We start from the raw sequence: 25,447 nt of genomic DNA on the forward strand, positions 1-25,447 counted from the left end.
AGCTGAACGTACCCTTCAGAGTTCCAGTAGGACCGTTACTGGGCCGTCATTGACCAGTTCAACCTGCATGTGCGCGCCGAACACCCCCGTTTGGACCTGCGCTCCGAGCCGGCGCAGCGCCTCGGCGAGGGCCGCCACCAGGGGCTCGGCGACCGCGCCGGGGGCCGCAGCGTTCCACGACGGGCGCCGGCCCTTGGCCGTATCGGCGTACAGGGTGAATTGGCTGACCACCAGAATCGGCGCCCCGACGTCGGAGGCGGACTTTTCGTCGTCGAGAATCCTTAGTTTCCAAAGCTTTTCGGCGAGCCGGCGGGCGTGGTCCGGTTCGTCGCGGTGCGTCACACCGACGAATGCCAGCAGGCCCTGACCGGCTGGCCGGATCTCGCCGACCACTTCGCCGGCGACCGAGACCGACGCCGAGGAGACCCGCTGCACCAGAAGCCGCATGGGTCTCGATGGTGCCATGCGACAGTAGACGGGTGTCGGTACTGGTCGCGTTTTCGGTGACCCCACTGGGCGTGGGGGAGGGCGTCGGCGAGCTGGTCGCCGAAGCGGTTCGAGTGGTGCGTGATTCGGGGTTGCCCAACAACACCGATTCGATGTTCACCGTGATCGAAGGGGACAGCTGGGAGCAGGTGATGGCCGTCGTGCAGCGGGCGGTCGAGGCGGTGGCCGCGCGCGCCCCCCGGGTCAGCACGGTGATCAAGGTGGACTCGCGGACCGGGGTCACCGACGCGATGACGCAGAAGGTGGCATCCGTCGAGCGCTATCTGTCGGCTGACTGAGCCTGCTGACTAAGCCTGCACTGCGGCGGTGAACGCGCGCTCGGCCTCGTTGCCGTGCACGGCGAAGACGACGCTCCGCAACGAGCCGGGCCGGTGGCCGCGGACGGCGTCGACCATGAGCCGCGCCGCGTCCGGCAGCGGGAAGCCCCCGACGCCGGTGCCGAATGCCACCAAAGCCAGCGACCGGCAACCCAGCTCTTCCGCCTTCTGCAACGTTGAAATTGTTGCGCGCGTGATGATTTCGGCGGAGGTCGGACCGCCAAGCTCCATCGTTGCCGCATGAATCACATACCGGGCGGGCATGGCGCCCGCGGTGGTCTCGACCGCGTCGCCCAGCCCGATCGGCGCCTTCTCGTTCGACTCGCGCTGCACGTTCGGTCCACCCGCGCGGGAGATCGCCGCCGCCACTCCGCCCCCGTGGCGCAGCTGAGTGTTGGCCGCGTTGGCAATCGCGTCGACCTCGAGTTTGGTCACGTCCGCCTGCAACACCGCTAGCTCGATCATCGGGACATTCATGGGTTCATTGTCTCGCTGCGCGTAGCGTGAGGCCGAAACAGAGCGGACGGCTGGACAGGAGGCGGTAGATGACCGAAGGCGGTCACGGAGGAGCGGGCGGAGCCGGCGGGGCCGGCGGCCAGGGCGGCCGCGGCGGTGACGGCGGCCGCGGGGGTGACGGCGGCCGCGGCGGTGACGGCGGCCGCGGCGGTGACGGCGGTGCCGGCGGGCCCGGCGGTGCACCGGGTGCCGGCGGTCAACCGGGTCAACCCGGCGAGCCTGGTCAACCGGGACAGCCTGGTCAGCCGGGTCAGCCCGGCGAGCCCGGTCAACCCGGACAGCCCGGCAAGCAGGAGGAACGGGGCGGCCTGGTCGACCCGGGGATACCCGGCCAAGAAGGCAGTCCCAGCACCTAGGGGCTGATTGCCGGCCGACTGCGGTCCAGGGCATACAGCCGCCACTGGCCGGGAATGCCCTTGAGCGTGTGTTCGCCGCGGTCGACGAACACGTGCCCGGAGCCGGTGACGATGTCGCGCAGGGTGGACGACACCAGCACCTCACCGCCGTCCGCGAGGGCCGCGACCCGGGCGGCGAGGTGCACGGCCATGCCGGCGACGTCGATCTTGGTAATGCCCCGCACTTCCACTTCGCCCGCGTGGATGCCGGCCCGCACCTCCAGGTCCAGCACGGCCACGGCGGCCACGACGGCGTCGGCGCAGGCGATCGCCGCACTCGGGCTGGTGAACGTCGCGACGAATCCGTCGCCGGCGGTGTTCACCTCGTGACCGCCGAACCGCTGGATCTCGTGGCGCACGATGTAGTCATGGTTGTCGAGCAGATGACGCCAGCGGTTGTCGCCGAGTTCGGCTGCGCGCCGGGTCGATCCGACGATGTCGGTGAACATGATGGTGGTGAGCACGCGTTCGGCGGCTGCCCCGCCGCGCACGCCCGTGACGAACTCCTCGATCTCATCCAGCATCGATCCGGCGTCGCCGACCCAGTACAGGACGTCAGCGCCCGGGAACTCGATGAACCGTGATCCCGCGATGTGCTCGGCGAGATAGCGACCCTGCCCGACGGGAATGAAGATCGCCCCGGTCCGGTGCAGGATCAGTGTCGGCACATTGATGCGGGGCAACGCTTCCCGCACGTCGGCCTCCGCCAACGCCAGCGCCACGGCCCGCGCCATGCTGGGCGGGCCGGCCCGGTTACCGGCCAGGTCCCACCACGAGCGGAACCGGTCGTCATCGGCAACCGACGGCGCGACGATGCGTAGCACGTCGAAACCCTGTTCCACCGCGTCGGGCTCGAGCGCGACGGTGAGGTAGGGGTCGAGCCGGCGCGGGTCGGCGCCGACGGGGTAGTCGGGTGCCCGCAGCGACCGCGCTGTGCCGTTGACCACCGCCAGGTTGCTCACCCGCTCCGGGTAGTCGGCGGCCAGCACCAGGCCGGTCATCGCATGGAAATTGGGCGCGAGGACCGTCGCGCGCTCGGAACCGACCGCGTCCAGCACCGCGATCGCGTCCTCGGCCCAGAACCGCGGGCCCAGCAGGTCGGCGGCCGGGGTGCGCGAGGAGAGGCCGACCCCGCGCAGGTCGAACCTGATCACCCGGGCGAACGATGCCAGGCGTCGGTGGAAGCGGTACAGCCCGGGCTCGTCGTCCACCGAGTCGATCGGCACGAATGGTCCCGGCAGCAACAGCAGGTCCGTTGGACCCTCACCGAGTACCTGATAAGCAATGTCGACATCGCCGCACCTGGCGTACCGGGTACGCGGAGCCTGCACCACGGGCTCAGGCTAACCCCAACCGCTGGTCTGCGTAATCTCATGACGGTGAGCGCACGCGCAGGCATCGTCGTCACCGGCACCGAAGTTCTCACCGGCCGCGTCCAGGACCGCAATGGTCCCTGGATCGCCGATCGGCTCCTCGAATTGGGCGTTGAACTGGCGCACATCACCATCTGCGGTGACCGCCCCGACGACATCGAGGCGCAGCTGCGATTCATGGCCGACCAGGGCGTGGATCTGATCATCACCAGCGGCGGACTGGGCCCGACCGCCGACGACATGACGGTCGAGGTGGTGGCCCGGTTCTGCGGGCGCGAGCTGGTCCTGGACGACGAGCTGGAGAACCGGATCGCCGAGATCCTCAAGTCCATGATGGCGCGCAACCCGGCATTCGCCGCCCTGCTGGAGCCCGGCAATTTCGAGTCGGTACGCACGGCCAACCGCAAACAGGCGATGGTGCCGGTCGGCTCACAGATCCTCGACCCGGTCGGGACCGCGCCGGGTGTGGTGGTGCCCGGCAAGCCGGCGGTGCTGGTGCTGCCGGGTCCGCCGCGCGAATTACAACCGATGTGGCGCAAGGCAATTGAGACGCCCGGGGTACAGGAGGCGATCGCCGGCCGGACGGTGTACCGGCAGGAGATGGTGCGGATGTTCGGGCTGCCCGAGTCGGGCCTGGCCGAGACATTGCGTGACGCCGAGACCGCCATTGACGGCTTCGGGGCGCTGGAGATCACCACCTGTCTGCGGCGCGGCGAGCTGGAGATCGTGACCCGCTATGAGCCCGACGCGGCCGATACCTACGCGCAGCTGACCCAGCTGCTGCGCGACCGGCACGGCGACAAGGTGTTCTCCGAAGACGGTTCGCAGGTCGATGATTTGGTGGCCGGGCTGCTGGCGGGCCGTCGAATCGCAACCGCGGAATCCTGCACCGCGGGACTACTGGCGGCGCGGCTGACCGAACGGCCGGGCTCGTCGGACTATGTGGCCGGCGGCGTGGTGTCCTACTCGAACGAGGCGAAGGTGCAACTGCTCGGTGTCGACGCCGGCCTGATCGAGCAGCACGGCGCGGTGTCCGAGCCCGTTGCCGAGGCGATGGCGGCCGGCGCCCTCAAGCGCTTCGACGCCGACACCGCGGTCGCGATCACCGGAATCGCCGGCCCCGGCGGGGGAACCGAGGAAAAGCCGGTCGGCACAGTCTGTTTCACCGTGGCGCTGGGCGATGGCCGATCCGTCACCCGGACCTTGCGGCTGCCCGGCAATCGGTCCGACGTGCGGGAACGCTCCACCACGGTGGCGATGCACCTGCTGCTACGGCTGCTGCGCGACTAGCTCGCCGCCTTTCGTCGCACCCTTACGTCACGCTGGCGTGACGCTCGGCGCCCACCGCCACTCTGGCGTGACGCTCGACGCCCACCGCCTTTCGTCGCACCCTTACGTCACGCTGGCGTGACGCTCGGCGCCCACCGCCTTCGTCGCACCCTTACGTCACGCTGGCGTGACGCTCGGCGCCCACCGCCACTCTGGCGTGACGCTCGACGAGGGGAGACGCTAACGCGCGTCGTCCGGCAGGAACGCGGTCTCGGCGGTGCCGAACCGAATCCCGGTGGCGTCCTTGCCGATCAGCGTCAACACCGCGACCATGACCAGCACCGGCACGATGGTCGCCGCCAGCGCGAACGGGTAGCCGTGTGTCTCGGCCAGGTGCTCCTGGATGGGCAGGTTGAACGCCGCCAACAGATTGCCGAGCTGATAGGTCACCCCGGGGTACAAACCGCGGATGGCGTCCGGTGACATCTCGGTGAGGTGCGCGGGGATCACACCCCACGCGCCCTGCACGCAGACCTGCATCAGGAACGACCCCAGGCACAGCATCGCGGCCGTGCGCGAATAGGCGAACAACGGCACTATCGGCAGCCCCAGCACGGCGCAGAACACGATGGTGTAGCGGCGGCCGAGCCGCTGCGACAGCGTCCCGAAGACCAGCCCGCCGATGATCGCACCGACGTTGTAAGCCACCACAATCCAGCGGGCGGTGGCGCTGGACAAGCCGGCCCCGTGGTCGGTGGTCGCCTTCAGGAAAGTGGGGTAGACGTCCTGCGTGCCGTGGCTCATCCAGTTGAACGCAGTCATCAGCAGGACCAGGTAGAAGAACCGCCGGATCACCTTCGCCTCGCGCAGCACGTCACGAACCCTGGTCTTGGTCAGCCGCATTTGATCCTGCGCGGCCTCCCAGACCTCGGATTCCTCGACCCGGTACCGGATGATCAGGCTGATGAAGGCGGGGATGATGCTCAGCGCGAACAACCAGCGCCACGACAGGCCCAGGCCGTTCATCACCACCAGCGACGCCACTGTGGCCAGCAGGTAGCCGAGCGAGTAACCCTCCTGGAGCAGGCCCGAAAAGAACCCGCGACGCTCGGCGGGAACCTTCTCCATCGCCAGCGCCGCGCCCAGCCCCCACTCGCCGCCCATGCCGATGCCGTAGAGCAGCCGAAGTATCACCAGCACAGTGAAGTTCGGCGCGAACGCGCAGAGGAATCCGACGATCGAGTAGAAGGCCACGTCCACCATCAGAGGCAGCCGCCGGCCGACGCGGTCGGCCCACAACCCGAACAACAACGCCCCCACCGGCCGCATCGCAAGGGTGGCCGTCGTGACGAACGCGACCTCGGTTCGGGAGCGATGGAACGTCTCGGCAATGTCGGCGTAGACCAGTACCACAATGAAGTAGTCGAACGCGTCCATCGTCCAGCCCAGGAACGCCGCGACAAACGAATTGCGCTGGTCGCTGGTCAGGCGCTGTCTACTCACCTGAGCATCCTGGCCTACCCGCAGCGATACCGCGAGCGTGGCGCGCACAGTGTGCGCCGAACGTGGGCCCCAGGTAGCTGAAACGCACTCGCGCCGCCGTAAGGCGCACGTTCGACGCCCCCATCCGCGCGACGGGCGAGTATGTTCCGCTTACATGCGCATCATCGACGCCGACGGGCATGTCGCCGAGAATCCCACTCTGGCGATGGAGATGCTCAAGCGGTGGCCAGAGCATGTGGCGCTCAGCGGCGGCGAGCGGCCCCGGTTGGTGATCGAAGGGCGTCGCTACCCCGAGGACGAGGGTCCCGGCGCCGGCTGCCCCGTCGAGCACGGCATCACCAAGGCGACCGGTCTCAACTGCGCGACGCCCGAGGGCATGCTGGGCGACGCCGACCGCGATCAACTGGACACCATGGTGCTCTATCCCAGCCTCGGCCTGTGCGCGCCGAGCCTGGAAAACCCGGCGTTCGCAGCCGGATTCGCGCGGCTCTACAACGAGTGGATCGCCGACTTCTGTGCACCTACCAACGGCCGGCTACGGGGGGTGGGCGTGACCCCGATCGAGCACGGGCAGGTCGCCATCGACATCATGGCCGAGGCCAAGGACCTGGGACTGGTCGCAACGCTGGTGCCGCCGGCGCTCAAGGCCCGCAACCTCGACCATCCCGACCTCGACCCGTTCTACGCCGCCGCCGTCGACCTCGAGATGCCGCTGGGCATTCACGGCGCGCCGGGCGTGCACCTGCCCAAGATCGGCGTGGACCGGTTCACCAACTACATCCAGGTGCACTGCATCAGCTTCCCGTTCGACCAGATGACCGCGATGACCGCGCTGGTGTCCGGCGGTGTCTTCGAACGGTATCCCCGATTACGGGTCGCCTTCCTGGAAGCCGGCGCCGGGTGGGTGCCGTTCTTCATCGACCGCCTACACGAGCACTACGAGAAGCGCGGCGACTGGATCGAGCGGGGTTGGCGACGCGACCCGCAGGAGTACCTGCGGGCGGGCAACATCTGGGTGACGTGTGAACCGGAGGAGCCGATCCTGCCCGGCGTAATCGACGTCCTGGGCGACGACTTCATCATGTTCGCCAGTGACTACCCGCATTGGGACGGGGAATGGCCGGAAAGCACCAAGCACCTGCGCCACCGGTCGGACATCAGCGAACAATCCCGCGAAAAGATCGGTGGACTGAACGCACAGCGCTTCTACCAGCTGAACTGAGCACCCGGTGGCAGGATCGGCGCATGGTGCCTTTTCTGGTCCGCGCGGCCTTCACCGGTCTTGCGTTATGGGTGGTGACTCTTTTCGTGCCCGGAATGCGTTTCGTCGGCGGGGACAATGTAGTGCAGCGGATCGGACTCATCTTCGTCGTCGCGGTCCTGTTCGGATTCGTGAACGCGATCGTCAAACCGGTGGTTCAGATCTTGTCGATTCCGATGTACATCCTGACCCTCGGGTTGTTCCACATCGTCGTCAACGCACTGATGCTGTGGATCACCGCCCGCATCACCGAGCACACCACTCATTGGGGACTGCAGATCGATCACTTCTGGTGGACCGCGATCTGGGCGGCCATCCTGTTGTCGATCGTCAGTTGGGTGCTGTCGCTGGCCAGCCGCCGAGCTGGGCGCGGGCATTGAATTCGCAGTGAAGTAACTCTGAAATTTCGCCCCGACTCCCTATGTTGTCAGGCCCAATTACACATATGCTAATTAAGTCCGTGCTTTCGAAGACCGCATCTGACGACCGGCAAACACCTACGCTGTCTCTCGGTACGACGAAGATAACCCCCACGACGACGGGATAACGCGGAATATGAACACTGTCGCGATCGGATCGAAGCCCGGTCCCGGGAGCACGCGGCTAAGTTCGCAACTTGCTGATCCGAACAGTGGTCTGCGGGCGGTCACCGAGTGCACCGGGTCGGCCGTCGTCATCCATGTCGGCGGTGATATCGATGCCAGCAATGAGGTCGTGTGGCAGCGGTTGGTGAGCAGGAGCTCTGCCATCGCCATCGCGCCCGGCCCGTTCGTCATCGACATCCGCGAGCTGGATTTCCTAGGGTCCTGTGCCTATGCGGTGCTGGCGCAGGAGTCGGTGCGTTGCCGTCGCCGCGGGGTGAATCTGCGGCTGGTCAGCAACCAACCCATCGTGGCCCGCACCATCGCCGCGTGCGGATTACGCCGGTTGCTGCCCATGTACTCCAACGTCGAAAACGCGTTGGCGCCGCCGGCCTGAACCGCCTCCGCCCTCCTCGCTGACCAAGCGCGCCGCACCTGTCCGGGATGTTGATGCCGCCCGCAGACCACTCGCTGCGAATGGGGGAAGACAACGCGCTGACCGAACAGCGGCCGCATCGAGTCTCCGACACGAGTCGTTAAGGGACGTGCTGGCCGTTCGGCCCGAGCAGGCCGTTGAGGATGCCGAGGCTGGTTTGCAGCTGAGCCCCCGCGACCGGTCCGGGAGCGGCGGGCGGAGGCGCGTCCGCCGACGGTTGCCAGGGCTGGCAACCGTTCGTCTTGAACGTCTTGTCGGTGGGCTCGATCTGCACCACCTGCGGCTTCTTCGTCATCGCGTTGTCGATCAGCGCGCCGTCGGGGTTGCCGGTCCGCTTCCAGTAGCAGGTACCGTCGCCGACCGGGCCCGCGGAGCTGTAGATGCCCGGGGCGATGTCCGTTCCGACGTTGTAGATGCCGTCGTGGTCCATGGTCGTCTTGGGTGCCGCCGCAGGGGCCGGGGCCGGTGACCCGGCCGGGGCCGGAGCCGGGGCGGGAGCAGGAGCAGGGTCGGGATCGGCCGCAGCGACGCCTACGGATGCGGCCCAGCCGGCGACCATCAGCGCCGCGGCGCCGACCCGCCACACCGTGCGAGCTTTTTCCTTAGAGCGCATAACTAACCAGGGTACCGCCACGCACGGCATGGTGTCAGTCCAGATGGCGAACGGCATAGGACTTCGTCAGCCACCCCACTCATCCCAGAACGTGATCGACTCGGCAGGCGGCCGTGCCGCGGGCCGGAAGTCGGTCCCAATGGTGTAGGCCACCGGGAACAGGGCGGCCTGCGTGACCGTGGGCGGAATCCCCAGCACGTCGGCGACCTCTCGCTCCCTGGCCAGATGCATCGTCGTCCACACCGAGCCCAGGCCCCTGGACCGCAGGGCGAGCAGGAAACTCCAGCCGGCCGGGATGATCGAGGCCCACGCCGACGCGGCGACCAACCGGTTGCTGTCATCGATGGGTTGCAGCAAACACGGGATTACGTGCACCGGCACCCGTGCCAGCGTGTCCGTCAAGGCGTGCGCGCTGCGGTACACGCGCTGAGTCTGCGGATCGGTCGCGGTGGCGGCGGCCTGCGCCAAATACTCGGCGCCGACGCTGCGGTAGATCTCGGCGATGGCGGCGCGCTTGCCCGGGTCGGTCACCACCACCCAGCGCCAATCCTGGGCGTTGCTGGCGGTCGGCGCCTGCATCGCCAGCCGGATGCACTCGAGGATGACCTCCCGACCGACCGGCCGGGTCAGGTCGAGGCGTTTGCGCACCGCCCGCGTGGTGGTCAGCAATTTGTCGACTGAAGCGATGTCCATTCCGTGCCCTTTCGCCGTCCGCTCAGAATTTACCGATCGCGCGCGATCGAGAAAGCCCGGCTATTGACGCGAGCGTTAGCCGCACATGGACAGGATGAACCGCGCCGGTTTACCGTGCTGGCAGAAAGCGTGCGTTCGCAAGGCAGCGCCGCGGAAAGAGGTCTGGGCGTTGCTGTTCATGCACGAAGTACACACGGTGCGCGGCCGCGCCGAGGACGATTTCGAGGCCGCCTTCCGTGACGGTTGGATGCCCATGCTCGCCGACGGCGACGAGGCCCGCCTGCTCTGGTACACCAACCAGGCGCACGGCAGCGGCCCCGCATACACCGTTATCACCGTGACCGCGGTCCGCGACGGCGCCGCCTGGGAGCGGTTGACCCACCGGGTCCAGCGGGGTGATCTGCGGGACTGGATGCGCCACACGGACGAACTGCGCCACGAGGTGGACGCAAAGCTGCTGGTGCCGCTGCCGTGGTCGCCGATGCTGGAAGTGTCGTTCGACGAGGTGCCGGTCGACGGCCGGGAGCACGACATGAGCCTCTACATGGAGGACACCATGTGGCCCTACGAGGACAAATTCGAGGAGTACATCGTGCGCTGCGGCGAGGTGTATGCGCGCTCCCTGGAACAACCGTCGTCCATGCTGAAGATGCACGCGTCCTTCCAGCCGGCGCTGGGCAGTCATCTGCGCCGGGAGGTGATCCTTATGCAACGCATCAGCCGCCCCGAAGCGCTGCTCGATCTGCTGCGCACGCATATCCCGGCGGAGTACCGCGTGCCCGGGACCTGGCTGCACGACGCGTTGGACTTGCGCGATCAGTGGACCAGCCGGTTGCTGCGCACCTCGACGTGGTCCCCGCTCTACTGAGGCACGGATGAATATCGGGACGATCATCGACGCCGCCGCGGCGCAAGATCCGGAGCGCATCGCGCTCATCATCGACGACCGTCCGGTCGGCTATGGCGAACTCGGCGCGGCGGTCCGTCGCTGCGCTACCGGCCTGGCCGACCGGGGCATCACTGCCGGCGACCGGGTCGCCGTTGTCGACGCCGCCGGTGTGCTCTCGATCGCGACACTGCTTGCGGCGGCGCGCATCGGTGCCGCGGCGGCGCTGATGAATCCGGCGCTGACACCGGGCGAGCTGCGGGCGCTGATGGACAACGCCGGCTGCTTGCGCGTCGCGGTGGCCGGGGCCGCGTATGCCGACCGGCTCGCAGAAGCCGGGGTACCGACGGTGCTGACGGACGCCGACCTCCTCGAGGACCGCGCAGCGGCGGCGCCCGAGCCGGCCGCCGACTCCGCCGACTCCGCGGCGATGATCCTGTTCACCAGCGGCACCACCGGGTTGCCCAAGACCGTCGAGATCGGCAACCGGCAACTTGAGGCCCGGCTGCAGCGCACCTCGCGGCCCTTCGCGGTGGACACGCCGGCGGTGGCGGTGATGATGTGCGTCCCCTATTTCCATGTCGGCGGCTCACTGGGACTGCTCGCCAGCCTCTACTCGGGCAACACCCTGGTGGTGCAGAAACGTTTTGACGCCGGGGAGTGGTTGCGCCTGGTGTCCCAGTATCGGGTGACCGGGATGTTCCTGGTGCCGACGATGCTGCACCGGATCCTGGAGCATCCGGATTTCGCCACCACCGATCTGTCCTCACTGGCCGCCATCACCTACGGGGCAGCGGCCGCGCCCATTACGTTGATGCGCAGCGCCGTGGCCGCGCTGCCGCAGGTCGCCTTCACCAACGTCTTCGGTCAGACCGAGACCCTCGGGACGTATGCCAACCTGCTGCCCGAGGATCATCACGATCCGGCGCGGGCGGGATCGGTGGGCCGGCCACTGCCCGGCGTCGAGGTGCGCGTGGTCGATCCCAACACCGGCGAGGACGTCGAAGAGGGTGCGGTGGGGGAGTTGTGGGTCAACTCCCCGGTCAACACCGTGCCGGGATGGCTGCGCACCGGCGACCTGGGGCGCCGGGACGCGGACGGCTACATCTTCCCGACCGGCCGGCTGCGCGACACGATCAACCGCGGCGGCGAGAAGTTCGGGCCGATCGAGGTGGAGGAGGCGCTGCGGTCCCACCCGGCGGTCAGCGACGTCGCGGTGGCGGGCATCGCCGATCAGGAACTGGGCCAGCGGGTGGGCGCCGCGATCGTGGCCAGGACGGCGGTCACGCTGGAGGAGTTGCGCTCGCACTGCCGGGCCCGGATCGCCTATTTCAAGTTGCCCGAGAAGCTGGCCATCGTCGACAGCATCCCCTACAACGCGACGGGCAAGGTCAATCGCGGTCAGCTCGCCGCGCTGATCGCGGGTGTTTCCTAGCTTTCGTTGCCGCGATTGAGGATTCGCGCGGCGTCTGCGACCATGCCGGCCACGATGTCGGCGGCCGGACGGATGTCGTGAATCACCCCGACGGCCTCGCCGACCAGCACCGTGTCGACGTCGAAATCCTCGGCGGCGACACCTCGCTCATACGCAGCCACCACCTCGGGCAACCGACTCTGCAGCTCGGTCTCGTTGCCGTGCCACCGGCGGATGAGTGCGTTGGTCACCAACCGCAGATCGTATTCCGGCGGCCATTCCCGTTGTCGCACAAGGTCAAAGGCGCGGGTACGGATGGTGTCGTCGCCGCCGGCCTGCAGCGCCCGCTGCTGTGCCCGCGGCGAGACCAACGCCTCCGGAGACGCCCAGAACCTGCTGCCGACCAGCACCCCGTCGGCGCCCAGGGTCAGCGCCGCCGCCAGGCCCCGGCCATCGGCGATACCGCCGGCTGCCACCACCAGCGTCTGAGGTGAGCGTTCGGCGACCAGGTCGACCACCTCGGGGACCAAGGTGAAGGTCGACCGGGCGCTCATTCCGTGTCCGCCCGCCTCGCCACCCTGGGCGACGATGATGTCGGCACCGGCGGTCAGGGCGCTGCGCGCCTGGGCAAGGTTCTGTACCTGCGCCGTCACCGGGACCCCGGCGTCGTGAATGCGTGCGGTGAACGGCGCGAGGTCACCGAACGACAGCATGACCGTGGCGGGTTGCTGCGCGAGCACGGTATCCAGCAGTTCGGGTTGACGCGCCAATGCCCAGGTGATGAACCCGTATCCGACACGGGCTTTTTGGCTGTTCTGCATCTCTGCCTGCAACCAGTCCGGATCGCCGTAGCCCGCGCCGATCAGGCCGAGGCCGCCGGCGGCGGTCACCGCCGCGGCAAGCCGGCCACCCGACACCATAGCCATCGGCGCTAGCAGGATGGGGTGCTCGATGCCGAGCACATCGGTGAGACGGGTGTTCAGCGTCATGAGCGGCTCTCCTTCGCCAACTGCAGCTCACCGGTGAGGAACTGCGCCCGGCCGTGCCCGAAAGACCAGTCCTCGTCGTCGTTTTCGGTTATCGACACGATCAGATCCGCCGGATCCTGGCCGCATCGGTCGACGAGTTTGGCCGCCACCAGCTCATAGAACTTCTGCTTGAGCTCGCGTGGTCGGCGCCGGCTCACCACGTGCAGTATGACCAAGGCGCCGGTGCGATCGATGCCCAGACCGGTGTCCTGCGCGACGATCTCGTGGGCGGGATGGCTGCGCACCACCTGATAGCGGTCGCGCTGTGGCACTCCGAACGCCTCGACCACGGCCTCGTGGATGGCGTCCAACAGCACCCGAACCTCCGAGGGCGTCCGCCCCTCGACGATGTCGATGTATACCAGTGGCATTGCTTTCCCCTTCCTGATGTCTGAGGCAACGTCGAGACCGACGCGCGCAATACCGGTGGTGAAATGCCTGCTGTGGCGCATCTATGCTTGCCAGGCATGAGTGGTGTGCAGAGCGGGCGCGTTGAGTTGCGTCACCTGCGGGTGTTCGAGGCGGTGGCCCGGCTCAAGTCGTTCACCCGGGCCGCGGACGAACTCAACATCACCCAGCCGGCGCTGAGCCGCACCATCGCCCAACTGGAAGACGCGCTCGGCGTCACGCTGCTCGACCGCACCTCACGGCGCGTGGAGACAACCCGGGCCGGACGGACGTTTCTGGAATACGTCGAGCGGGTCCTGGCCGAGCTGGAGCGGGGGTTCGGCGCGTTGCGGCGACAGGCGACCATCCGGCTGGGGTTCAGTTGGCTGCTGCCCGATCCCTGGGCACAGCGCACGGTCGCGAGTTTCGAGCGCACCACCGGAACCACGGTGACCCTGGTGCGCACCGACGATGCGCTTGCCGCGGTCGAGAAGGGCAAGGTCGACGTTGCTGTGGTGCGGGGGCAGGTCGAGTCGACCGCCGTACGCGTGGTTCATCTGTTCGATGAATCACGCGTCGCCGTGTGTTCGGTGCACAGCCGGCTGGCGGAGCGATCGGAGCTGGAGTGGCGGGAGATCCCGCGGTTCCCGCTCGTGGTCAACACCACCAGCGGCACCACCGGTCCGTGGTCCTGGCCGGTGGGCGAAGGGCCCGAAAAGATCGTAGAGACACTGAATTTCGACGAGTGGATCGAATCGGTCGCGGCCGACCGCGGTCTGGGCGTGATTCCCGATGTCGCCGTCCGGCGCAACATCCATCCCGGGGTGCGGTTCATCACGCTGCGCGGAGCCCCGCCGAGTCCGGTCACCCTGGTCTTTCTGCCCCGGCATCGCAATGCGAGCCTGCGCCGCTTCGTGGAGGCGGCCGTCGCCGAACGCGACTGAATCGCCTCACCCGAGGGCCGCGAACCCGTTCTGAACCAGCTCCAGGCTGGTCGCCACCAGCTCACCGAGATCGTCCACACAACCCCGACGGCCCCAATTCTCCACCGCCACAACCAAAGCCGCTGCCAACGCCGCACCGGCGACTTCGGCGACGAGGGCGATGTTCGGCACTTGCGGGTAGCGCTGTCTGATGAAGTCGGTCAGCGTAGCGGCGAAAGACGCCTGTACCACCCGCAGGTGGCCCGCGATCCGGTCGGCGCTGATCAGTTCGGCGCGGGCGGTCGCCGCCTGGCGGACCACCTCGATGTCATGCGGGAACGCCGCCACACTGGCCAAGACCGCGTCGAACAGTGGCTCCGAAGCCGGTCGCTGGGCAAGCGCTTCCGCCAACCACTCGAGGTGTGTCTCGTAGTCCTGAAACAGCACGGCTTCCTTGGTAGGGAAGTGCCGGAAGAACGTCCGCTCGGTGACTCCGGCCTCCCGGGCCAGCTCCGTTACCGTGACATTGGCAAAACCATTGCGCGCGAAGCTGTTCAGGGCTGCCTGACGCAGCGCCTCATGTGTCGATTGACGGCGGAGCGTGTGTCGGTTCGCCCCAGGGACCAATGCAGTCATAGCAGGGGAGATGGTATCGCAGCCGTCAGGAATTAGTCAGTACTGACATCTTCCGATTATGTCAGTACTGACATATTCTCGTCGGATGACGCGTAACGAGTACTACGACGCGATCGTGGTGGGTGCCGGCCACAACGGATTGGCCGCGGCGGTGATCCTGCAGCGAGGGGGGCTGCGCACGTTGTGCCTGGAGGCCAACACCTACGCCGGAGGCATGGCGGCGACCGTCGAACTGATCGACGGCTTCCGCTACGAGATTGCCGGGTCCGTGCAGTTTCCGACCGCGAGCCAGATCACCAAGGAACTCGGCCTGGACACCTTGCCCACGGTCGAGCCGGAGGTGATGTCGACCAACATCGGCGAAAACGGCGAAGAGCCGATGATCTTCTACCGCGATCCGATGCAGCTGATGACGCACCTGGGGGACCAGCACGGGTTCGAGGCCGTCACGGGGATGGCCGAACTGATCGGCTGGAGCCAGGGTCCGGCAAAAGCGCTTGGCCGCTTCGACGTTCGTACTCCGCCGAAGACCCTGGACGAGATGTACGCCTGTGCGGCCAACGACGCCGAGCGCCGCGCCATTCACGAGGTGCTGTTCGGATCGGCGATGGACGTGATCGACCGCTATCTGCCCGACAAGGACAAGCACGCCGTGATGCGGGGGATGCTGGCCTTCCTGGCGGTCAACTCCACCTACCGCGGACCCTATACGCCGGGCAGCGCCACCTGCCTGGCCTTCGCGTTGGCCGTACCGGACAGCGGCACGGCGATGATGACCAAACTCAAGGGCGGCATCGGCGCCCTGACCGACCATCTGCGCGAGTTGTTCGTGTCCCACGGCGGGGAAATCCGCTTCCGGTCCCGGGTCGAGGAGATCCTCGTCGACCACGGCGCGGTGACGGGCGTCCGATTGCGCGACGGCTCGACGATCGGCGCGCCGATCGTGGTGTCCAACTTGGCGCCCGAGCTCACGCTCGGCGAGTTGGTCTCGGCCGAACACCTTCCCGCCGAACTCATTGCGCGCCTTTCGGGTCGCGACCACCGCGCGTCGTTCGTGCAGATGCACTTCGCCCTGGACGGGTTGCCCGAATTCGCGCCGCCTTACGAGTTGTTGAACGAACCCGGCATGCAGATGTCGGTCGGCATCTTCGGCTCACCCGAGGAGCAGCAACGTCAGTGGGAGAACTGCCGACGGGGGATCGTGCCCGACAACCCCTCCATGGGCCTACAGATCCCGTCGGTACACGACCCGGGCCTGGCGCCGCCCGGCAAGCACGCCGCGAGCGCCTACGCCTACGCGTTCCCGGTCGAGGTCGACCGCAAGCAGCATGGTCATCTCAAAAATGAAATGGCACAACAGGTTATCGACAAGATCACCAGGTTCGCACCGAACTTCAAGGACATCGTGCGGCGACACATCACCTTCGCGCCGTACCACATGCAGACCATGTTCGCCGCGCCCGACGGTGACTTCTGCCACGGCCTGCTGCACCCGGACCTGATGGGGCCCAACCGCCCCGGCCCGAAGGGGTTCCTCGATCTCCCCATCCCGGTCGACGGTCTCTACCTCGGTGGTGCGGGATGTCATGGCGGCCCGGGCATCACCTTCACTCCCGGGTACAACGCCGGCCATCAAGCACTCGACGACGCTTCCTAGCGAAGCGTTTTCAGGCGCCTTTGGTCTTCAACACCCGCTTGCGTAAGCCGTCGGTGGCGGTCTCCATCAACCCCTTCGCGCCCTTCTTGACCAGGAATCCCGGGACCGGCACGTTGAGGTCGACGGTCAGCTCGAAGTTGACCCGGGTCGAGTCACCCTCCGGAGTCAGGGTGTAGCGGGCATGCTGAGCGCGCTGCGAGCTGGAGCTCACCAGTGTCCAGCTCACGCCGTCGTCGTGCACGGAATAGTCCAGCACTTGCTCGTCGCTGACCCCTACGACCTTGACGACCTGCCGCGACTTGCTGGGGTGACCGTGCTCGTCGCGTTCGAGGACCTCCACCTTGCGATGGGCCGGCGACCACGCCGGCAACGATTCGAGGTCGAACAGCACGTCCATGATCTCGTCGGGCGTCGCCTCGATGACGACCTCTCTGGACTCGGTGACAGCCATGCCCGGTAGGTAGCCGCGGTCGCACCCGTTGAAACAGCGGTCAGGGCACCAGCACGACCTTGCCGATGTTCTCGCGGGCCGCGAGGATCCGGTGCGCTTCGGGCGCCTCGGCGAACGGCACGGCCGCGTGCACGATCGGGGATGCCGTACCGTCATGCAGCGCCTGGCTGAGCGGGGTGATCCAAGGCTCGAGCGTGCCGCGGTCGTCCCACAGCTTCAGCATGTTCAGACCGATCACGATCTTGGATTCGGAGAGCTGATCGAGCAGGTTGAAACCGCGCAGCATGGCCAGCGCGTGCGGCGCCACCCGGCGCAGCGATCGTTTCTCACCCTCCTGCATGTTCGAGATCCCATAACCGACCAGCCGACCGCCCGGTCGCAGCAGGGAGTACGACCGCCGCAACGACGTGCCACCCAGCGCGTCGAGGACAAGATCGTAGGGTTGCAGCCCCTTCCACCACCCGTCGCGGCGGTAGTCGATCGTCCGGTGCACGCCCAGCTCTTTGAGCTTGGCGTGCTTGCCCGGCGATGCGGTGCCGTGAATCTCGGCGCCGGCGGCCTTGGCGAACTGGATGGCCGCGATGCCCACTCCGCCGGCCGCGGCGTGAATCAGCACCCGCTCGCCGGCACGCAGCGACCCGTACCCGTGCAGGCCGGCCCAGGCGGTCGCGTAATTTACGGGCACCGCCGCGCCCTGTTCGAAGCTCGTCGAATCGGGCAGCGTCACCGCATCCGCCGCGGCGACGTTGACGATCTCGGCGTAGCCACCGAACCGTGTTCCGGCTAACACCCGTTCGCCGACGCGACCCGGGTCGACGCCGTCGCCGACCGCCGCTACCGTCCCGGCGACTTCGTAGCCGACGACGGCCGGCAGCTTCGGGGCGTCGGGATACAGCCCGACGCGGGCCAGATGGTCGGCGAAGTTCACTCCGGCCGCCCGCACGTCGATTCGCATCTGACCCGGACCCGGCGGCGGGGGATCCGGTCGGTCCTGGACCTTCAGGACCGATGGGTCGCCGTGTTTGGTGATCACGACTGCTCGCATTGTGTTCCTTCCTGGTTGCGGCAGATCTTTTCGAATGGATGCAACCAATCACCCAGTGCCGAAAGGGGTTCCGCGGTCAGCCGGTAGATTCGCCGGCGACCCCGAGGTTCGTCGGCGACCAGGCCGGCTTCGCGCAGCACCTTGAGGTGTTCGGCGACGGCTGGGCGACTGAGCTCGAATCGGTCGCTGAGTTCTCCGGCCGACAGGGGCTGGCGCGTCAAGATTTCGAGGAGCCGACGTCGCACCGGATTCGCCAGCGCTACGAACAGGCGATCGCAGAGGCGATCGGGGGAAGGCACGCCGCAATATATGTCGGAAAAATCCGACATGTCAAGGCGCCTGGCGGGCGCTCGGGACCGCGCTTTACCGTCTAGGCGTGACCGAGCAGCGTCGAGCCGCCGACGAGGTGGTGCGCGGCCATGTCGTCACTATCGCCACGCGGCTGACGCAGCGGATCGACGAGATCAGCCTGATGATTCAGACGGGACTCGAAGAGCAAATTCCTGAACTGGGCTCAGACGCGGGGATGGCGAACATGCTGGCCGCGAGTGTGCGGACGAATCTGCTGACGGTCTTCGACGTCTTGCTGCATGGCTCCGAGATCGACCGGATCGGCGTGCCGGAGCCCGCCCTGGAATACGCCAGGCTGGTGGCTCAGCATGATCTGCCACTGACCACGCTGGTCCGTGCCTATCGGCTGGGACAGCGTCACCTGACCGAACTGGTGTTTGCGGAACTGAGCGAGCTGGCGTTTGAACCGAACACCCGGGTGGCGGTGATCGAAGGAATCACCGCGGTGGTTCTCGACTATGTCGATCGGGTGTCGCAGCAAATGGCCGCCCAGTACGAGGACGAACGCGGCCACTGGCTGGAAAACCAGAACACCGTCCGCGCCATGCGGGTGCAAGAGCTGCTCGGCGACAACACGGACGTCGACGTCGAGGCCGCCTCCGCCGCGCTCCGGTATCCCCTGCACTGGCAGCACCTTGGCCTGGTCGTTTGGCTGCCCGGCCACGAATGCAACGACGATGAGCTCGCCCGTATCCAGGGATTCATCGGCGGCCTGGCTGATTCGGTCGACAGCTCCGCCAGCCCGCTGATCGCCGCCGCCGACCGGACCAGCGCCTGGATCTGGTTGCCGTTTCGCGCCGCACCGGGTGATATCACGACGAAGGTCCGTCACTACGTGACGGCGCGAACGGAATCGCTGTGCATGGCGATCGGCGCGGTGGGATCGGGTGTCGGAGGGTTTCGCCGCTCCCACCGTCAGGCGCAACGAGTCAGGGCGGCGATACTGGCCAGGGCGGAGAGATCACCGGGTCGGCGGCGGGTCGTCGCCGCGGCAACCGATGCAGCCATGACGGCCGCGGGCCTGTTGGGCACCACCGTCGATGAGGTCCGCGACTGGGTCTCCGACGTGCTCGGCCCATTGGCATCCAGCACCGACGACGATGCCGTGCTGCGCGAGACGCTGCGGTTATACCTGCACAACGGTGCCGCCCACGAAATCGCCGCGCAACAGCTGAACCTGACCTTCAACGCCCTCAAGAGCCGACTTGAACGAGCGGTCGCACGGCGCGGCCGGCCGATCTCCGATCGGGTCGACGTCGAGCTGGCCCTGTTCGCCTGCCATTGGTACGGTCCGACGGTGCTCCGTCCGGGGCACTAGTGCACCAGCGTTGGGAGCGACTGGCCCCGGGTGTGCATCGCTGCCGACTCCCGTTTTGTGACGTGACGATCGGTCTGGTGTGCGGACGCGACGGAACGCTGCTCATCGACACCGGCACCACGCTCGAGGAGGCCGGCGCCGTGGCCACGGACGTCGCTGCGATCGCCGGTCGCCCGGTGAACCATGTGGTGTTGACGCACAAGCACTTTGACCACGTTCTGGGTTCAGCGGTGTTCGCCGGAGCAGAGCTGTATTGCGGGCCGGAGGTGGCCCGATCCCTGACATCGGCCACCTCGGACCTGCGCGACGACGCTGTGCGGCACGGCGCGGACGCGGGGCAGGTGGACCGCGCCATCGCGGCCCTGCGCCAGCCACAGCATCATGTGCACGATGCGCTGATCGACCTCGGCGACCGCACGGTCCGCGTCTGTCACCTGGGCGCCGGCCACACCCGTTCGGACCTCGTCGTGGTCGTTCCCGGGATTCACGCGGACGACCCGACCGTCGTGTTCACCGGCGACCTGGTCGAGGAGTCCGCCGACCCGGCGATCGACGCCGACTCCGACGTCACCGCCTGGCCCGCCACCCTGGAACGGCTGCTGCAGCTCGGAGGGCCCGGCGCGGTATACGTCCCAGGGCACGGACGGGTGGTCGACGCTGAATTCGTTCGGCAGCAGCGCCGTTGGTTAGCGGCGCACGCCGCGCACGGCGGCAGGGACCACTGACTCGAGGCCTTCGAACCGGTAGTTGTACCGGTAGTCGTACCGCCTTGTTGCCGACGCACTCGGGGAACCGGCAGCGGCTTCCCAGCCCGCACACAGGCCAATCGCGTCGATTACGGCTTAGTTTGAGCCGACACACAACATAGGGGGAGCAGTGACAACCGTGAGAACGTTCACCATCGGCGCGGCAGCACTGGCATGCATCGGCGTTGCGGCCGTTGGTGTTTCGTCCGGTGCCACCGACCTCGCGCCCGCAGTTCGCCTGGTCGCCTTCGGCGCGCCGCTGCCCCAGGACCCCGCGCCGCCCGCACCCGCCGAACAGTTACCGACCGCCGAGCAGTTGAGCAGCCTGCTCACCAACCTGGCCGACCCCGGCGTGTCATACCGGACCAAGGAAGGGCTGGTCGAAGGGGGCATCGGCTCGGGCGAGGGACATGTTGTGGACCACGAACTGAGGAAGGCGTACCGCAACGGGGAACTGCCGTTGTCGTTCGCCGTTTCCAACATCGCGCCGGCCGGTCCGAACCGGGCCAGCGCCGACGTGGCCGTGTCCGGACCGAAGTTGCCGGCGCCGGTGACCAAGAACCTGACGTTCGTGAACCAGGGTGGGTGGATGCTTTCCGCCGACTCCGAGTCGGCTCTGGTGCAGGCCGTCTCTGGTCAGTGACCGGGGCGTCGGGCAAGGGGAGCGAGTGACGGGATTCGAACCCGTGTGTACGGCTTTGCAGGCCGCTGCCTAGCCACTCAGCCACACCCGCGAGAAGCCTCACTGTGCCAGCCTCGGTGCGCTCGGCCCAGTGTTTTCCTCGCTCTGATCAATTGTTGCGCTGCTTGAGTTTTCGCGAACACCTAACGCGCGGGTGCGCTGCACGCCGACACCAGCGCATCCGGGTCGGTCACGCTGAGCACCAAGGTGCTCACCCGCATCGACATCCGCGAGAACTTCACCGGCGCGGGTGGGTCGATGGTGAGCTCCACCAGGCCCTTGCGCGACCCGTTGACCAGTCAGCGGGATCCCCGGAAATGGACGCCCGCCTCGAAGACCCGCGCATTGCTCACCTCGGCCCTCGTGATCGAGGCCAGCGGGATATCGGCGCCAAAAGCCCAGCCCATCTTGACGTGCAGCCGGTCGGCCTCGAGCCGCAGTTCGCTGTTGTTCGGACCGAGCCCGAGAGGGACTGACAACGGGAGATACCAGCGGTCGAAGCGCAAGTCCACGTTCATGATGTGACGGTACGCCGGTGCGATCCGCCTAGCGAGAAGACGCACGTAACCCGTTGGCTCGTCGGGGTTCTCCGCAGGGCCGCCCCGGCCGCCGCGCGCTGAACCGATCCAGCGGTGGGGTGGGGTTCGGCTGAGCTCAGCCGGTGATCTAGCTCACTATCGCGGGGCATACACTCGGTTCCGTCAGGGGAATCGGGGTTGAGGAGGAGTCGGAGGCCATGGCCATCGCTGAAACGGACAACGCGGTCCAATCACCATTCGAGCAAGATCTAGCGGCCACGCAGCGGTACTTCGAGAGCGAGCGGTTCTCCGAGATCACGCGCCTTTATTCGGCTCGCCAAGTCGTTGAGCAACGCGGCACCATCCCCACCGACTACACGGTGGCGCGGGAAGCGGCCACCGCGTTCTACCAGCGCCTGCGTGAGTTGTTCGCCGCCAAGGAGAGCATCACCACCTTCGGCCCGTACTCGCCGGGGCAGGCGGTGAGCATGAAACGAATGGGCATCGAGGGGATCTACCTGGGCGGCTGGGCGACCTCGGCCAAGGGTTCCACCACCGAGGACCCGGGGCCGGACCTGGCCAGCTACCCGTTGAGCCAGGTGCCCGACGACGCCGCCGTCCTGGTGCGCGCGCTGCTCACGGCCGACCGCAATCAGGAATATCAGCGCCTGAACATGAGTGAGCGGCAGCGGGCGTCGGCCACGTTGTACGACTATCGCCCGTTCATCATCGCCGACGCCGACACCGGTCATGGCGGAGATCCCCACGTGCGCAACCTGATTCGGCGCTTTGTCGAAGTCGGGGTGCCGGGTTATCACATCGAGGACCAGCGTCCGGGCACCAAGAAGTGCGGCCACCAGGGCGGCAAGGTGCTGGTGCCGTCCGACGAACAGATCAAGCGGCTCAACGCCGCCCGCTTCCAACTCGACGTCATGCGGGTGCCCGGCATCATCGTGGCCCGGACCGACGCGGAGGCCGCCAACCTGCTCGACAGCAGAGGCGACGAGCGCGACCAGCCCTTCCTGCTCGGTGCCACCAACCTCGATATCCCGTCCTACAAGGCGTGTTTCCTGGCGATGATGCGCCGCTTCTTCGACCTTGGCGCCGAAGAGATCAACGGCCACTTGCTGTACGCGCTCGGTGATGCCGAGTATGCGGCCGCCGACGCATGGCTGGAGCGCCAGGGCATCATGAACCTGGTCGCCGAGGCCGTCAACACCTGGCGGGAGGACAGCGAGAAGTCGATCGACGACGTCTACGACGAGGTCGAGTCCCGGTTCGTCGCCGCCTGGGAGGACGACGCCGGAGTGATGACCTACGGCGAGGCCGTGGCGGAGAAGCTGGAATTCAGCGAGAGCGAAGGCGAAGAGGCCGGCATGAGCTCCGAAGAGTGGCGGACCTTCGCAGCCACCGCGTCGCTGTACGCCGCCCGCGCCAAGGCCAGGGAACTGCGCGCCGACGCGGCATGGGACTGCGAACTGGCGAAGACCCCCGAGGGCTACTACCAGATCCGCGGCGGCATCCCGTATGCGATCGCCAAATCCCTTGCCGCCGCGCCGTTTGCCGACATTCTGTGGATGGAGACCAAAACCGCGGACCTGGCCGATGCGCGGCAGTTCGCTGACGCGATCCACGCGGTGTACCCCAACCAGATGTTGGCCTACAACCTCTCGCCGTCGTTCAACTGGGACACCACCGGCATGACCGACGAGGAGATGAAGCAGTTTCCCGCCGAGCTGGGCAAGATGGGCTTCGTCTTCAACTTCATCACCTACGGCGGGCATCAGATCGACGGCGTGGCGGCCGAGGAGTTCGCCACCAACCTCAAGCAGGACGGGATGCTGGCGCTGGCTCGCTTGCAGCGCAAGATGCGGCTGGTCGAGTCGCCGTACCGGACGCCGCAGACTTTGGTCGGCGGGCCGCGCAGCGATGCGGCACTGGCCGCCTCGTCGGGACGCACCGCCACCACCAAGTCGATGGGCAAGGGCTCCACGCAGCATCAGCATCTGGTGCAGACCGAGGTGCCCAAGAAGCTGTTGGAAGAGTGGCTGGCGCTGTGGAGCGAGCACTATCAGCTCGGCGAGAAGCTGCGGGTCACGCTGCGGCCGCGGCGCGCCGGCTCCGATGTCCTGGAGCTCGGGATCTACGGCGAGGGCGACGACCAGTTGGCCAACGTCGTCGTCGACCCGATCAAGGACCGGTACGGCCGCAGCATTCTGCAGGTGCGCGACCAGAATACGTTCGCCGAGAAGCTGCGGCAGAAGCGGTTGATGACCTTGATCCACCTGTGGCTGGTGCACCGGTTCAAGGCCGACGCGGTCTACTACGTGACGCCGACCGAGGACAACCAGTATCAGACCGAGAAGATGAAGTCGCACGGCATCTTCAGTGAGGTGTATCAGGAAGTCGGTGAGATCATCGTCGCCGAGGTGAACAAACCGCGCATCGAGGAACTGCTGAAGCCGGACCGCGAAGCACTCAAGAAGCTGGTTCTCAAGTCGGACTGAGCTTCTCGCGAGCCCCACAACGCAATTCGCGCCTGCCCGCAGCAGGCGCGAATTGCGTTAATGCCGTTGTCTTTACACCGTGCCGCTGAAGAACAGGCCGGAGATGTTGTTGCCGATGTTGGCCATGCCCGAGACGAAATTGTGCAGTGCGAGATCCAGCGCGCCGGTGTTGGCGATGCCCGAGACGCCGCTGCCCAGGTTGTTGAAGCCCGAGACGAACCCGCCGTAGTTCTGGAAGCCCGACCCGCCCGGCAGACCCGGGCCGTTCGAGTTGAAGAAGCCGGCCAGTCCGTTGCCGTTGTTGAAGAACCCAGAATTGCCCCCGGGCCCGGAGTTGAAGAATCCCGATGACCCGCCACTGCTCGAGTTGAGGAAGCCCGGCGCCGGCGGTACGGCAAACGAGCCGAGCGTGGTGGCGGGCAGATGGATGCTCGGGATGGTGATCGGCGGTGTGGTGAACGCCGCCAGCCCGAACGGCGGGATCGCCAGCGCCGGCGTGGTGAACGGCGCCGTGGTGATGTCGGGCAGCGTGAACGCGCCCGCACCGATCGGGCCGACCGTGAAGCCCGGAATCGACACTGGGGCGGTGGTGATCTCCGGCAGCAGCAGATTGCCCAACCCGATCGGATCGACGGTGAACCCCGGAATCGACACCGCGCCCGTCGTGATCTCCGGGAGTAGCAGGTTGCCCAACCCAATCGGATCCACCGTGAACCCCGGAATCGACACCGCACCCGTCGTGATCTCCGGCAGCACCAAGTTGCCCAACCCAATCGGATCCACCGTGAACCCCGGAATCGACACCGCACCCGTCGTGATCTGCGGCAGCAGCGTATTGCCCACACCTATCGGATTGATAGTGAACCCAGGAATGGAAATGGGCTGCGTACTTATTGCCGGCAGCGAGAACGGCGCGACCGAGATCGGAGCCACGTTGAGGCCAGGGATGGTGAACCCGGGCAAGCTGAACCCAGACACTGTGATCGGGGATACGGTGAAACCGGTGAATCCGATGGGGCCGATTGAGAAGTCTCCGGTCTCAAAGAGGGCGCCCGGCATGCCGTAATAGGTGCCAATAGCTGGGTACTGGCCGGAAACACCCGTCTGGAGGGCAATAATATTATTCGGCAGGAACAAGCGGAACGGAATGCTAATCCCTGGGAAATCTAACCTGGGCCCGGTTATATACGGAGTAGTAAGAGTCGGGGTGGTGAATTGCTGCACAGTGATGGGCGGCACAGAAATCGATGGCGTTTGGATTCCCGGGAGAGAGAAGCCACCGATTGAAGTACCGGCCGGAATCGAAATGGCCGGAATCGTCAGGTTAGGCATTGTCAACGTCGGCAGATTGAACGCGCCCAACGCCGTCCCCGCACCAATCGTAATCGGCGGAATCGTCAAATCAGGAATCGTCAACTTCGGCAAATTGAACGC

The 25,447-nt window shown here is 66.9% G+C and carries 27 protein-coding genes, 1 tRNA gene and 2 pseudogenes; 15 read left to right on the forward strand and 15 right to left on the reverse strand.

From position 1 onward, the window contains the following. Positions 1 to 15 precede the first annotated feature (15 nt). Positions 16 to 447 carry a D-aminoacyl-tRNA deacylase gene (gene dtd / locus A9X01_RS01025; RefSeq protein WP_065118883.1) on the reverse strand — a complete coding sequence of 144 codons (432 nt, stop codon included), beginning with the start codon at positions 445 to 447 and terminating at the stop codon, positions 16 to 18. A gap of 32 nt (positions 448 to 479) precedes the next feature. On the opposite strand from dtd, the gene A9X01_RS01030 reads away from it, so the two are divergent. After that, positions 480 to 785, forward strand: a complete 306-nt coding sequence (locus A9X01_RS01030) for an MTH1187 family thiamine-binding protein (protein WP_065118884.1) — start codon at positions 480 to 482, stop codon at positions 783 to 785. 9 nt (positions 786 to 794) lie between these two features. Here the strand turns inward: A9X01_RS01030 and A9X01_RS01035 are convergent, their stop codons facing one another. Further along, positions 795 to 1,289, reverse strand: coding sequence for a macro domain-containing protein (locus A9X01_RS01035; protein ID WP_065118914.1), 495 nt, complete (start codon positions 1,287 to 1,289; stop codon positions 795 to 797). Between the two features lie 80 nt (positions 1,290 to 1,369). On the opposite strand from A9X01_RS01035, the gene A9X01_RS29615 reads away from it, so the two are divergent. After that, positions 1,370 to 1,696, forward strand: a complete 327-nt coding sequence (locus A9X01_RS29615; RefSeq protein ID WP_155771855.1) for a hypothetical protein — start codon at positions 1,370 to 1,372, stop codon at positions 1,694 to 1,696. Here the strand turns inward: A9X01_RS29615 and lipJ are convergent. Continuing rightward, on the reverse strand, positions 1,693 to 3,069 hold the full coding sequence (gene lipJ / locus A9X01_RS01045) for a bifunctional lipase/adenylate cyclase LipJ (RefSeq protein WP_065118886.1): 1,377 nt from the start codon (positions 3,067 to 3,069) through the stop codon (positions 1,693 to 1,695). The two genes, A9X01_RS29615 and lipJ, sit on opposite strands and share 4 nt — an antisense overlap. Positions 3,070 to 3,114: 45 nt before the next feature. On the opposite strand from lipJ, the gene A9X01_RS01050 reads away from it, so the two are divergent. After that, positions 3,115 to 4,398 (forward strand): competence/damage-inducible protein A, encoded by a 1,284-nt coding sequence (locus tag A9X01_RS01050; protein ID WP_495524968.1) that lies wholly within the window; start codon positions 3,115 to 3,117, stop codon positions 4,396 to 4,398. Positions 4,399 to 4,617: 219 nt separating this feature from the next. Here A9X01_RS01050 and A9X01_RS01055 read toward each other — a convergent pair whose 3' ends face one another. Beyond that, on the reverse strand, positions 4,618 to 5,880 hold the full coding sequence (locus A9X01_RS01055) for a sialate:H+ symport family MFS transporter (RefSeq protein WP_155771856.1): 1,263 nt from the start codon (positions 5,878 to 5,880) through the stop codon (positions 4,618 to 4,620). A 154-nt stretch (positions 5,881 to 6,034) separates the two neighbouring features. Here A9X01_RS01055 and A9X01_RS01060 point away from each other — a divergent pair, with 154 nt between their 5' ends. The 3 genes from A9X01_RS01060 to A9X01_RS01070 all read left to right on the forward strand — a co-directional run bounded on the left by A9X01_RS01060 (position 6,035) and on the right by A9X01_RS01070 (position 8,119). After that, a complete protein-coding gene (locus A9X01_RS01060) occupies positions 6,035 to 7,102 on the forward strand; it encodes an amidohydrolase family protein (protein WP_065118888.1) in 1,068 nt (355 codons plus the stop codon). Between the two features lie 23 nt (positions 7,103 to 7,125). Beyond that, positions 7,126 to 7,521 carry a phage holin family protein gene (locus A9X01_RS01065; protein WP_065118889.1) on the forward strand — a complete coding sequence of 132 codons (396 nt, stop codon included), beginning with the start codon at positions 7,126 to 7,128 and terminating at the stop codon, positions 7,519 to 7,521. 175 nt (positions 7,522 to 7,696) lie between these two features. Beyond that, positions 7,697 to 8,119, forward strand: a complete 423-nt coding sequence (locus A9X01_RS01070; RefSeq protein ID WP_036360135.1) for an anti-sigma factor antagonist — start codon at positions 7,697 to 7,699, stop codon at positions 8,117 to 8,119. 139 nt (positions 8,120 to 8,258) lie between these two features. Here the strand turns inward: A9X01_RS01070 and A9X01_RS01075 are convergent, their stop codons facing one another. Together A9X01_RS01075 and A9X01_RS01080 are read right to left on the reverse strand one after the other, a co-directional pair. Next, a complete protein-coding gene (locus A9X01_RS01075; RefSeq protein ID WP_065118890.1) occupies positions 8,259 to 8,771 on the reverse strand; it encodes an Rv1352/Rv1906c domain-containing protein in 513 nt (170 codons plus the stop codon). Positions 8,772 to 8,837: 66 nt separating this feature from the next. Further along, entirely contained in the window at positions 8,838 to 9,464 is a 627-nt protein-coding gene (locus A9X01_RS01080; protein WP_065118891.1) for a nitroreductase family protein, read from the reverse strand. 85 nt (positions 9,465 to 9,549) lie between these two features. Between A9X01_RS01080 and A9X01_RS01085 the strand changes: the two genes are divergently transcribed. Both A9X01_RS01085 and A9X01_RS01090 read left to right on the forward strand, forming a co-directional pair. Continuing rightward, positions 9,550 to 10,332: a hypothetical protein gene (locus A9X01_RS01085; RefSeq protein WP_253848855.1), complete on the forward strand. Its 783-nt coding sequence runs from the start codon at positions 9,550 to 9,552 to the stop codon at positions 10,330 to 10,332. A 7-nt stretch (positions 10,333 to 10,339) separates the two neighbouring features. Then, complete coding sequence (locus A9X01_RS01090) at positions 10,340 to 11,785, forward strand: class I adenylate-forming enzyme family protein (RefSeq protein WP_065118892.1); 1,446 nt, start codon at positions 10,340 to 10,342, stop codon at positions 11,783 to 11,785. On the opposite strand, the gene A9X01_RS01095 is transcribed toward A9X01_RS01090, so the two are convergent. Together A9X01_RS01095 and A9X01_RS01100 are read right to left on the reverse strand one after the other, a co-directional pair. Continuing rightward, positions 11,782 to 12,753, reverse strand: a complete 972-nt coding sequence (locus A9X01_RS01095) for an NAD(P)H-dependent flavin oxidoreductase (protein ID WP_065118893.1) — start codon at positions 12,751 to 12,753, stop codon at positions 11,782 to 11,784. The genes A9X01_RS01090 and A9X01_RS01095 overlap by 4 nt on opposite strands. Beyond that, entirely contained in the window at positions 12,750 to 13,163 is a 414-nt protein-coding gene (locus tag A9X01_RS01100) for a tautomerase family protein (RefSeq protein WP_065118894.1), read from the reverse strand. The genes A9X01_RS01095 and A9X01_RS01100 overlap by 4 nt, the downstream gene beginning before the upstream one ends. Positions 13,164 to 13,259: 96 nt before the next feature. Here A9X01_RS01100 and A9X01_RS01105 point away from each other — a divergent pair, with 96 nt between their 5' ends. After that, entirely contained in the window at positions 13,260 to 14,123 is an 864-nt protein-coding gene (locus tag A9X01_RS01105; protein ID WP_065118895.1) for a LysR family transcriptional regulator, read from the forward strand. A 6-nt stretch (positions 14,124 to 14,129) separates the two neighbouring features. Here the strand turns inward: A9X01_RS01105 and A9X01_RS01110 are convergent, their stop codons facing one another. Next, complete coding sequence (locus A9X01_RS01110) at positions 14,130 to 14,738, reverse strand: TetR/AcrR family transcriptional regulator (protein ID WP_065118896.1); 609 nt, start codon at positions 14,736 to 14,738, stop codon at positions 14,130 to 14,132. Between the two features lie 85 nt (positions 14,739 to 14,823). On the opposite strand from A9X01_RS01110, the gene A9X01_RS01115 reads away from it, so the two are divergent. Continuing rightward, positions 14,824 to 16,395 carry a phytoene desaturase family protein gene (locus tag A9X01_RS01115; RefSeq protein ID WP_065118897.1) on the forward strand — a complete coding sequence of 524 codons (1,572 nt, stop codon included), beginning with the start codon at positions 14,824 to 14,826 and terminating at the stop codon, positions 16,393 to 16,395. Positions 16,396 to 16,405: 10 nt separating this feature from the next. Here the strand turns inward: A9X01_RS01115 and A9X01_RS01120 are convergent, their stop codons facing one another. From A9X01_RS01120 to A9X01_RS01130, 3 genes are read right to left on the reverse strand one after another with little or no spacing between them, the layout of a single operon-like run. Next, positions 16,406 to 16,846, reverse strand: coding sequence for an SRPBCC family protein (locus A9X01_RS01120; protein ID WP_065118898.1), 441 nt, complete (start codon positions 16,844 to 16,846; stop codon positions 16,406 to 16,408). A 40-nt stretch (positions 16,847 to 16,886) separates the two neighbouring features. Then, the gene (locus A9X01_RS01125; RefSeq protein WP_065118899.1) at positions 16,887 to 17,891 is read right to left on the reverse strand and encodes a zinc-binding dehydrogenase; all 1,005 of its coding nucleotides are present in this window, start codon (positions 17,889 to 17,891) and stop codon (positions 16,887 to 16,889) included. Beyond that, positions 17,876 to 18,190: an ArsR/SmtB family transcription factor gene (locus A9X01_RS01130; RefSeq protein WP_253848857.1), complete on the reverse strand. Its 315-nt coding sequence runs from the start codon at positions 18,188 to 18,190 to the stop codon at positions 17,876 to 17,878. Before A9X01_RS01130 ends, A9X01_RS01125 begins: the two co-directional genes overlap by 16 nt. A 77-nt stretch (positions 18,191 to 18,267) precedes the next feature. On the opposite strand from A9X01_RS01130, the gene A9X01_RS01135 reads away from it, so the two are divergent. The 3 genes from A9X01_RS01135 to A9X01_RS01145 all read left to right on the forward strand — a co-directional run bounded on the left by A9X01_RS01135 (position 18,268) and on the right by A9X01_RS01145 (position 20,949). Then, positions 18,268 to 19,560 (forward strand): RsbRD N-terminal domain-containing protein, encoded by a 1,293-nt coding sequence (locus A9X01_RS01135; RefSeq protein WP_065118901.1) that lies wholly within the window; start codon positions 18,268 to 18,270, stop codon positions 19,558 to 19,560. Next, on the forward strand, positions 19,560 to 20,285 hold the full coding sequence (locus A9X01_RS01140) for an MBL fold metallo-hydrolase (RefSeq protein ID WP_065118902.1): 726 nt from the start codon (positions 19,560 to 19,562) through the stop codon (positions 20,283 to 20,285). The genes A9X01_RS01135 and A9X01_RS01140 overlap by 1 nt, the downstream gene beginning before the upstream one ends. Before the next feature lie 151 nt (positions 20,286 to 20,436). Next, on the forward strand, positions 20,437 to 20,949 hold the full coding sequence (locus A9X01_RS01145; protein ID WP_065118903.1) for an MTB12 family secreted protein: 513 nt from the start codon (positions 20,437 to 20,439) through the stop codon (positions 20,947 to 20,949). A 20-nt stretch (positions 20,950 to 20,969) separates the two neighbouring features. Here A9X01_RS01145 and A9X01_RS01150 read toward each other — a convergent pair. After that, positions 20,970 to 21,040 (reverse strand) — tRNA-Cys (locus A9X01_RS01150). Between the two features lie 91 nt (positions 21,041 to 21,131). Continuing rightward, positions 21,132 to 21,506: pseudogene (locus A9X01_RS01155) on the reverse strand (hypothetical protein). Between the two features lie 218 nt (positions 21,507 to 21,724). Between A9X01_RS01155 and aceA the strand changes: the two are divergent. Continuing rightward, positions 21,725 to 24,013 (forward strand): isocitrate lyase ICL2, encoded by a 2,289-nt coding sequence (gene aceA / locus A9X01_RS01160; RefSeq protein WP_065118904.1) that lies wholly within the window; start codon positions 21,725 to 21,727, stop codon positions 24,011 to 24,013. A gap of 72 nt (positions 24,014 to 24,085) precedes the next feature. Here aceA and A9X01_RS01165 read toward each other — a convergent pair whose 3' ends face one another. Next, a complete protein-coding gene (locus tag A9X01_RS01165; RefSeq protein WP_155771857.1) occupies positions 24,086 to 24,991 on the reverse strand; it encodes a hypothetical protein in 906 nt (301 codons plus the stop codon). 250 nt (positions 24,992 to 25,241) lie between these two features. On the opposite strand from A9X01_RS01165, the pseudogene A9X01_RS30790 reads away from it, so the two are divergent. After that, a pseudogene (locus tag A9X01_RS30790) lies at positions 25,242 to 25,447 on the forward strand (hypothetical protein); the annotation flags it as partial.

Origin of the sequence: Mycobacterium asiaticum (assembly GCF_001668675.1) — a bacterium.
Taxonomy (GTDB): domain Bacteria; phylum Actinomycetota; class Actinomycetes; order Mycobacteriales; family Mycobacteriaceae; genus Mycobacterium; species Mycobacterium asiaticum_D.

Bases quoted from the DNA above. Each gene is read 5' to 3' on its own strand.
- A9X01_RS01070 (WP_036360135.1), top strand. From the start codon at position 7,697: ATGAACACTGTCGCGATCGGATCGAAGCCCGGTCCCGGGAGCACGCGG.
- A9X01_RS01085 (WP_253848855.1), top strand. From the start codon at position 9,550: ATGGACAGGATGAACCGCGCCGGTTTACCGTGCTGGCAGAAAGCGTGC.
- A9X01_RS01105 (WP_065118895.1), top strand. From the start codon at position 13,260: ATGAGTGGTGTGCAGAGCGGGCGCGTTGAGTTGCGTCACCTGCGGGTG.
- A9X01_RS29615 (WP_155771855.1), top strand. From the start codon at position 1,370: ATGACCGAAGGCGGTCACGGAGGAGCGGGCGGAGCCGGCGGGGCCGGC.
- dtd (WP_065118883.1), bottom strand. From the start codon at position 447: ATGCGGCTTCTGGTGCAGCGGGTCTCCTCGGCGTCGGTCTCGGTCGCC.
- A9X01_RS01120 (WP_065118898.1), bottom strand. From the start codon at position 16,846: ATGGCTGTCACCGAGTCCAGAGAGGTCGTCATCGAGGCGACGCCCGAC.
- A9X01_RS01060 (WP_065118888.1), top strand. From the start codon at position 6,035: ATGCGCATCATCGACGCCGACGGGCATGTCGCCGAGAATCCCACTCTG.
- A9X01_RS01065 (WP_065118889.1), top strand. From the start codon at position 7,126: ATGGTGCCTTTTCTGGTCCGCGCGGCCTTCACCGGTCTTGCGTTATGG.
- A9X01_RS01115 (WP_065118897.1), top strand. From the start codon at position 14,824: ATGACGCGTAACGAGTACTACGACGCGATCGTGGTGGGTGCCGGCCAC.
- A9X01_RS01100 (WP_065118894.1), bottom strand. From the start codon at position 13,163: ATGCCACTGGTATACATCGACATCGTCGAGGGGCGGACGCCCTCGGAG.
- A9X01_RS01095 (WP_065118893.1), bottom strand. From the start codon at position 12,753: ATGACGCTGAACACCCGTCTCACCGATGTGCTCGGCATCGAGCACCCC.
- A9X01_RS01080 (WP_065118891.1), bottom strand. From the start codon at position 9,464: ATGGACATCGCTTCAGTCGACAAATTGCTGACCACCACGCGGGCGGTG.
- A9X01_RS01035 (WP_065118914.1), bottom strand. From the start codon at position 1,289: ATGATCGAGCTAGCGGTGTTGCAGGCGGACGTGACCAAACTCGAGGTC.
- A9X01_RS01125 (WP_065118899.1), bottom strand. From the start codon at position 17,891: ATGCGAGCAGTCGTGATCACCAAACACGGCGACCCATCGGTCCTGAAG.
- aceA (WP_065118904.1), top strand. From the start codon at position 21,725: ATGGCCATCGCTGAAACGGACAACGCGGTCCAATCACCATTCGAGCAA.
- A9X01_RS01090 (WP_065118892.1), top strand. From the start codon at position 10,340: ATGAATATCGGGACGATCATCGACGCCGCCGCGGCGCAAGATCCGGAG.
- A9X01_RS01075 (WP_065118890.1), bottom strand. From the start codon at position 8,771: ATGCGCTCTAAGGAAAAAGCTCGCACGGTGTGGCGGGTCGGCGCCGCG.
- A9X01_RS01110 (WP_065118896.1), bottom strand. From the start codon at position 14,738: ATGACTGCATTGGTCCCTGGGGCGAACCGACACACGCTCCGCCGTCAA.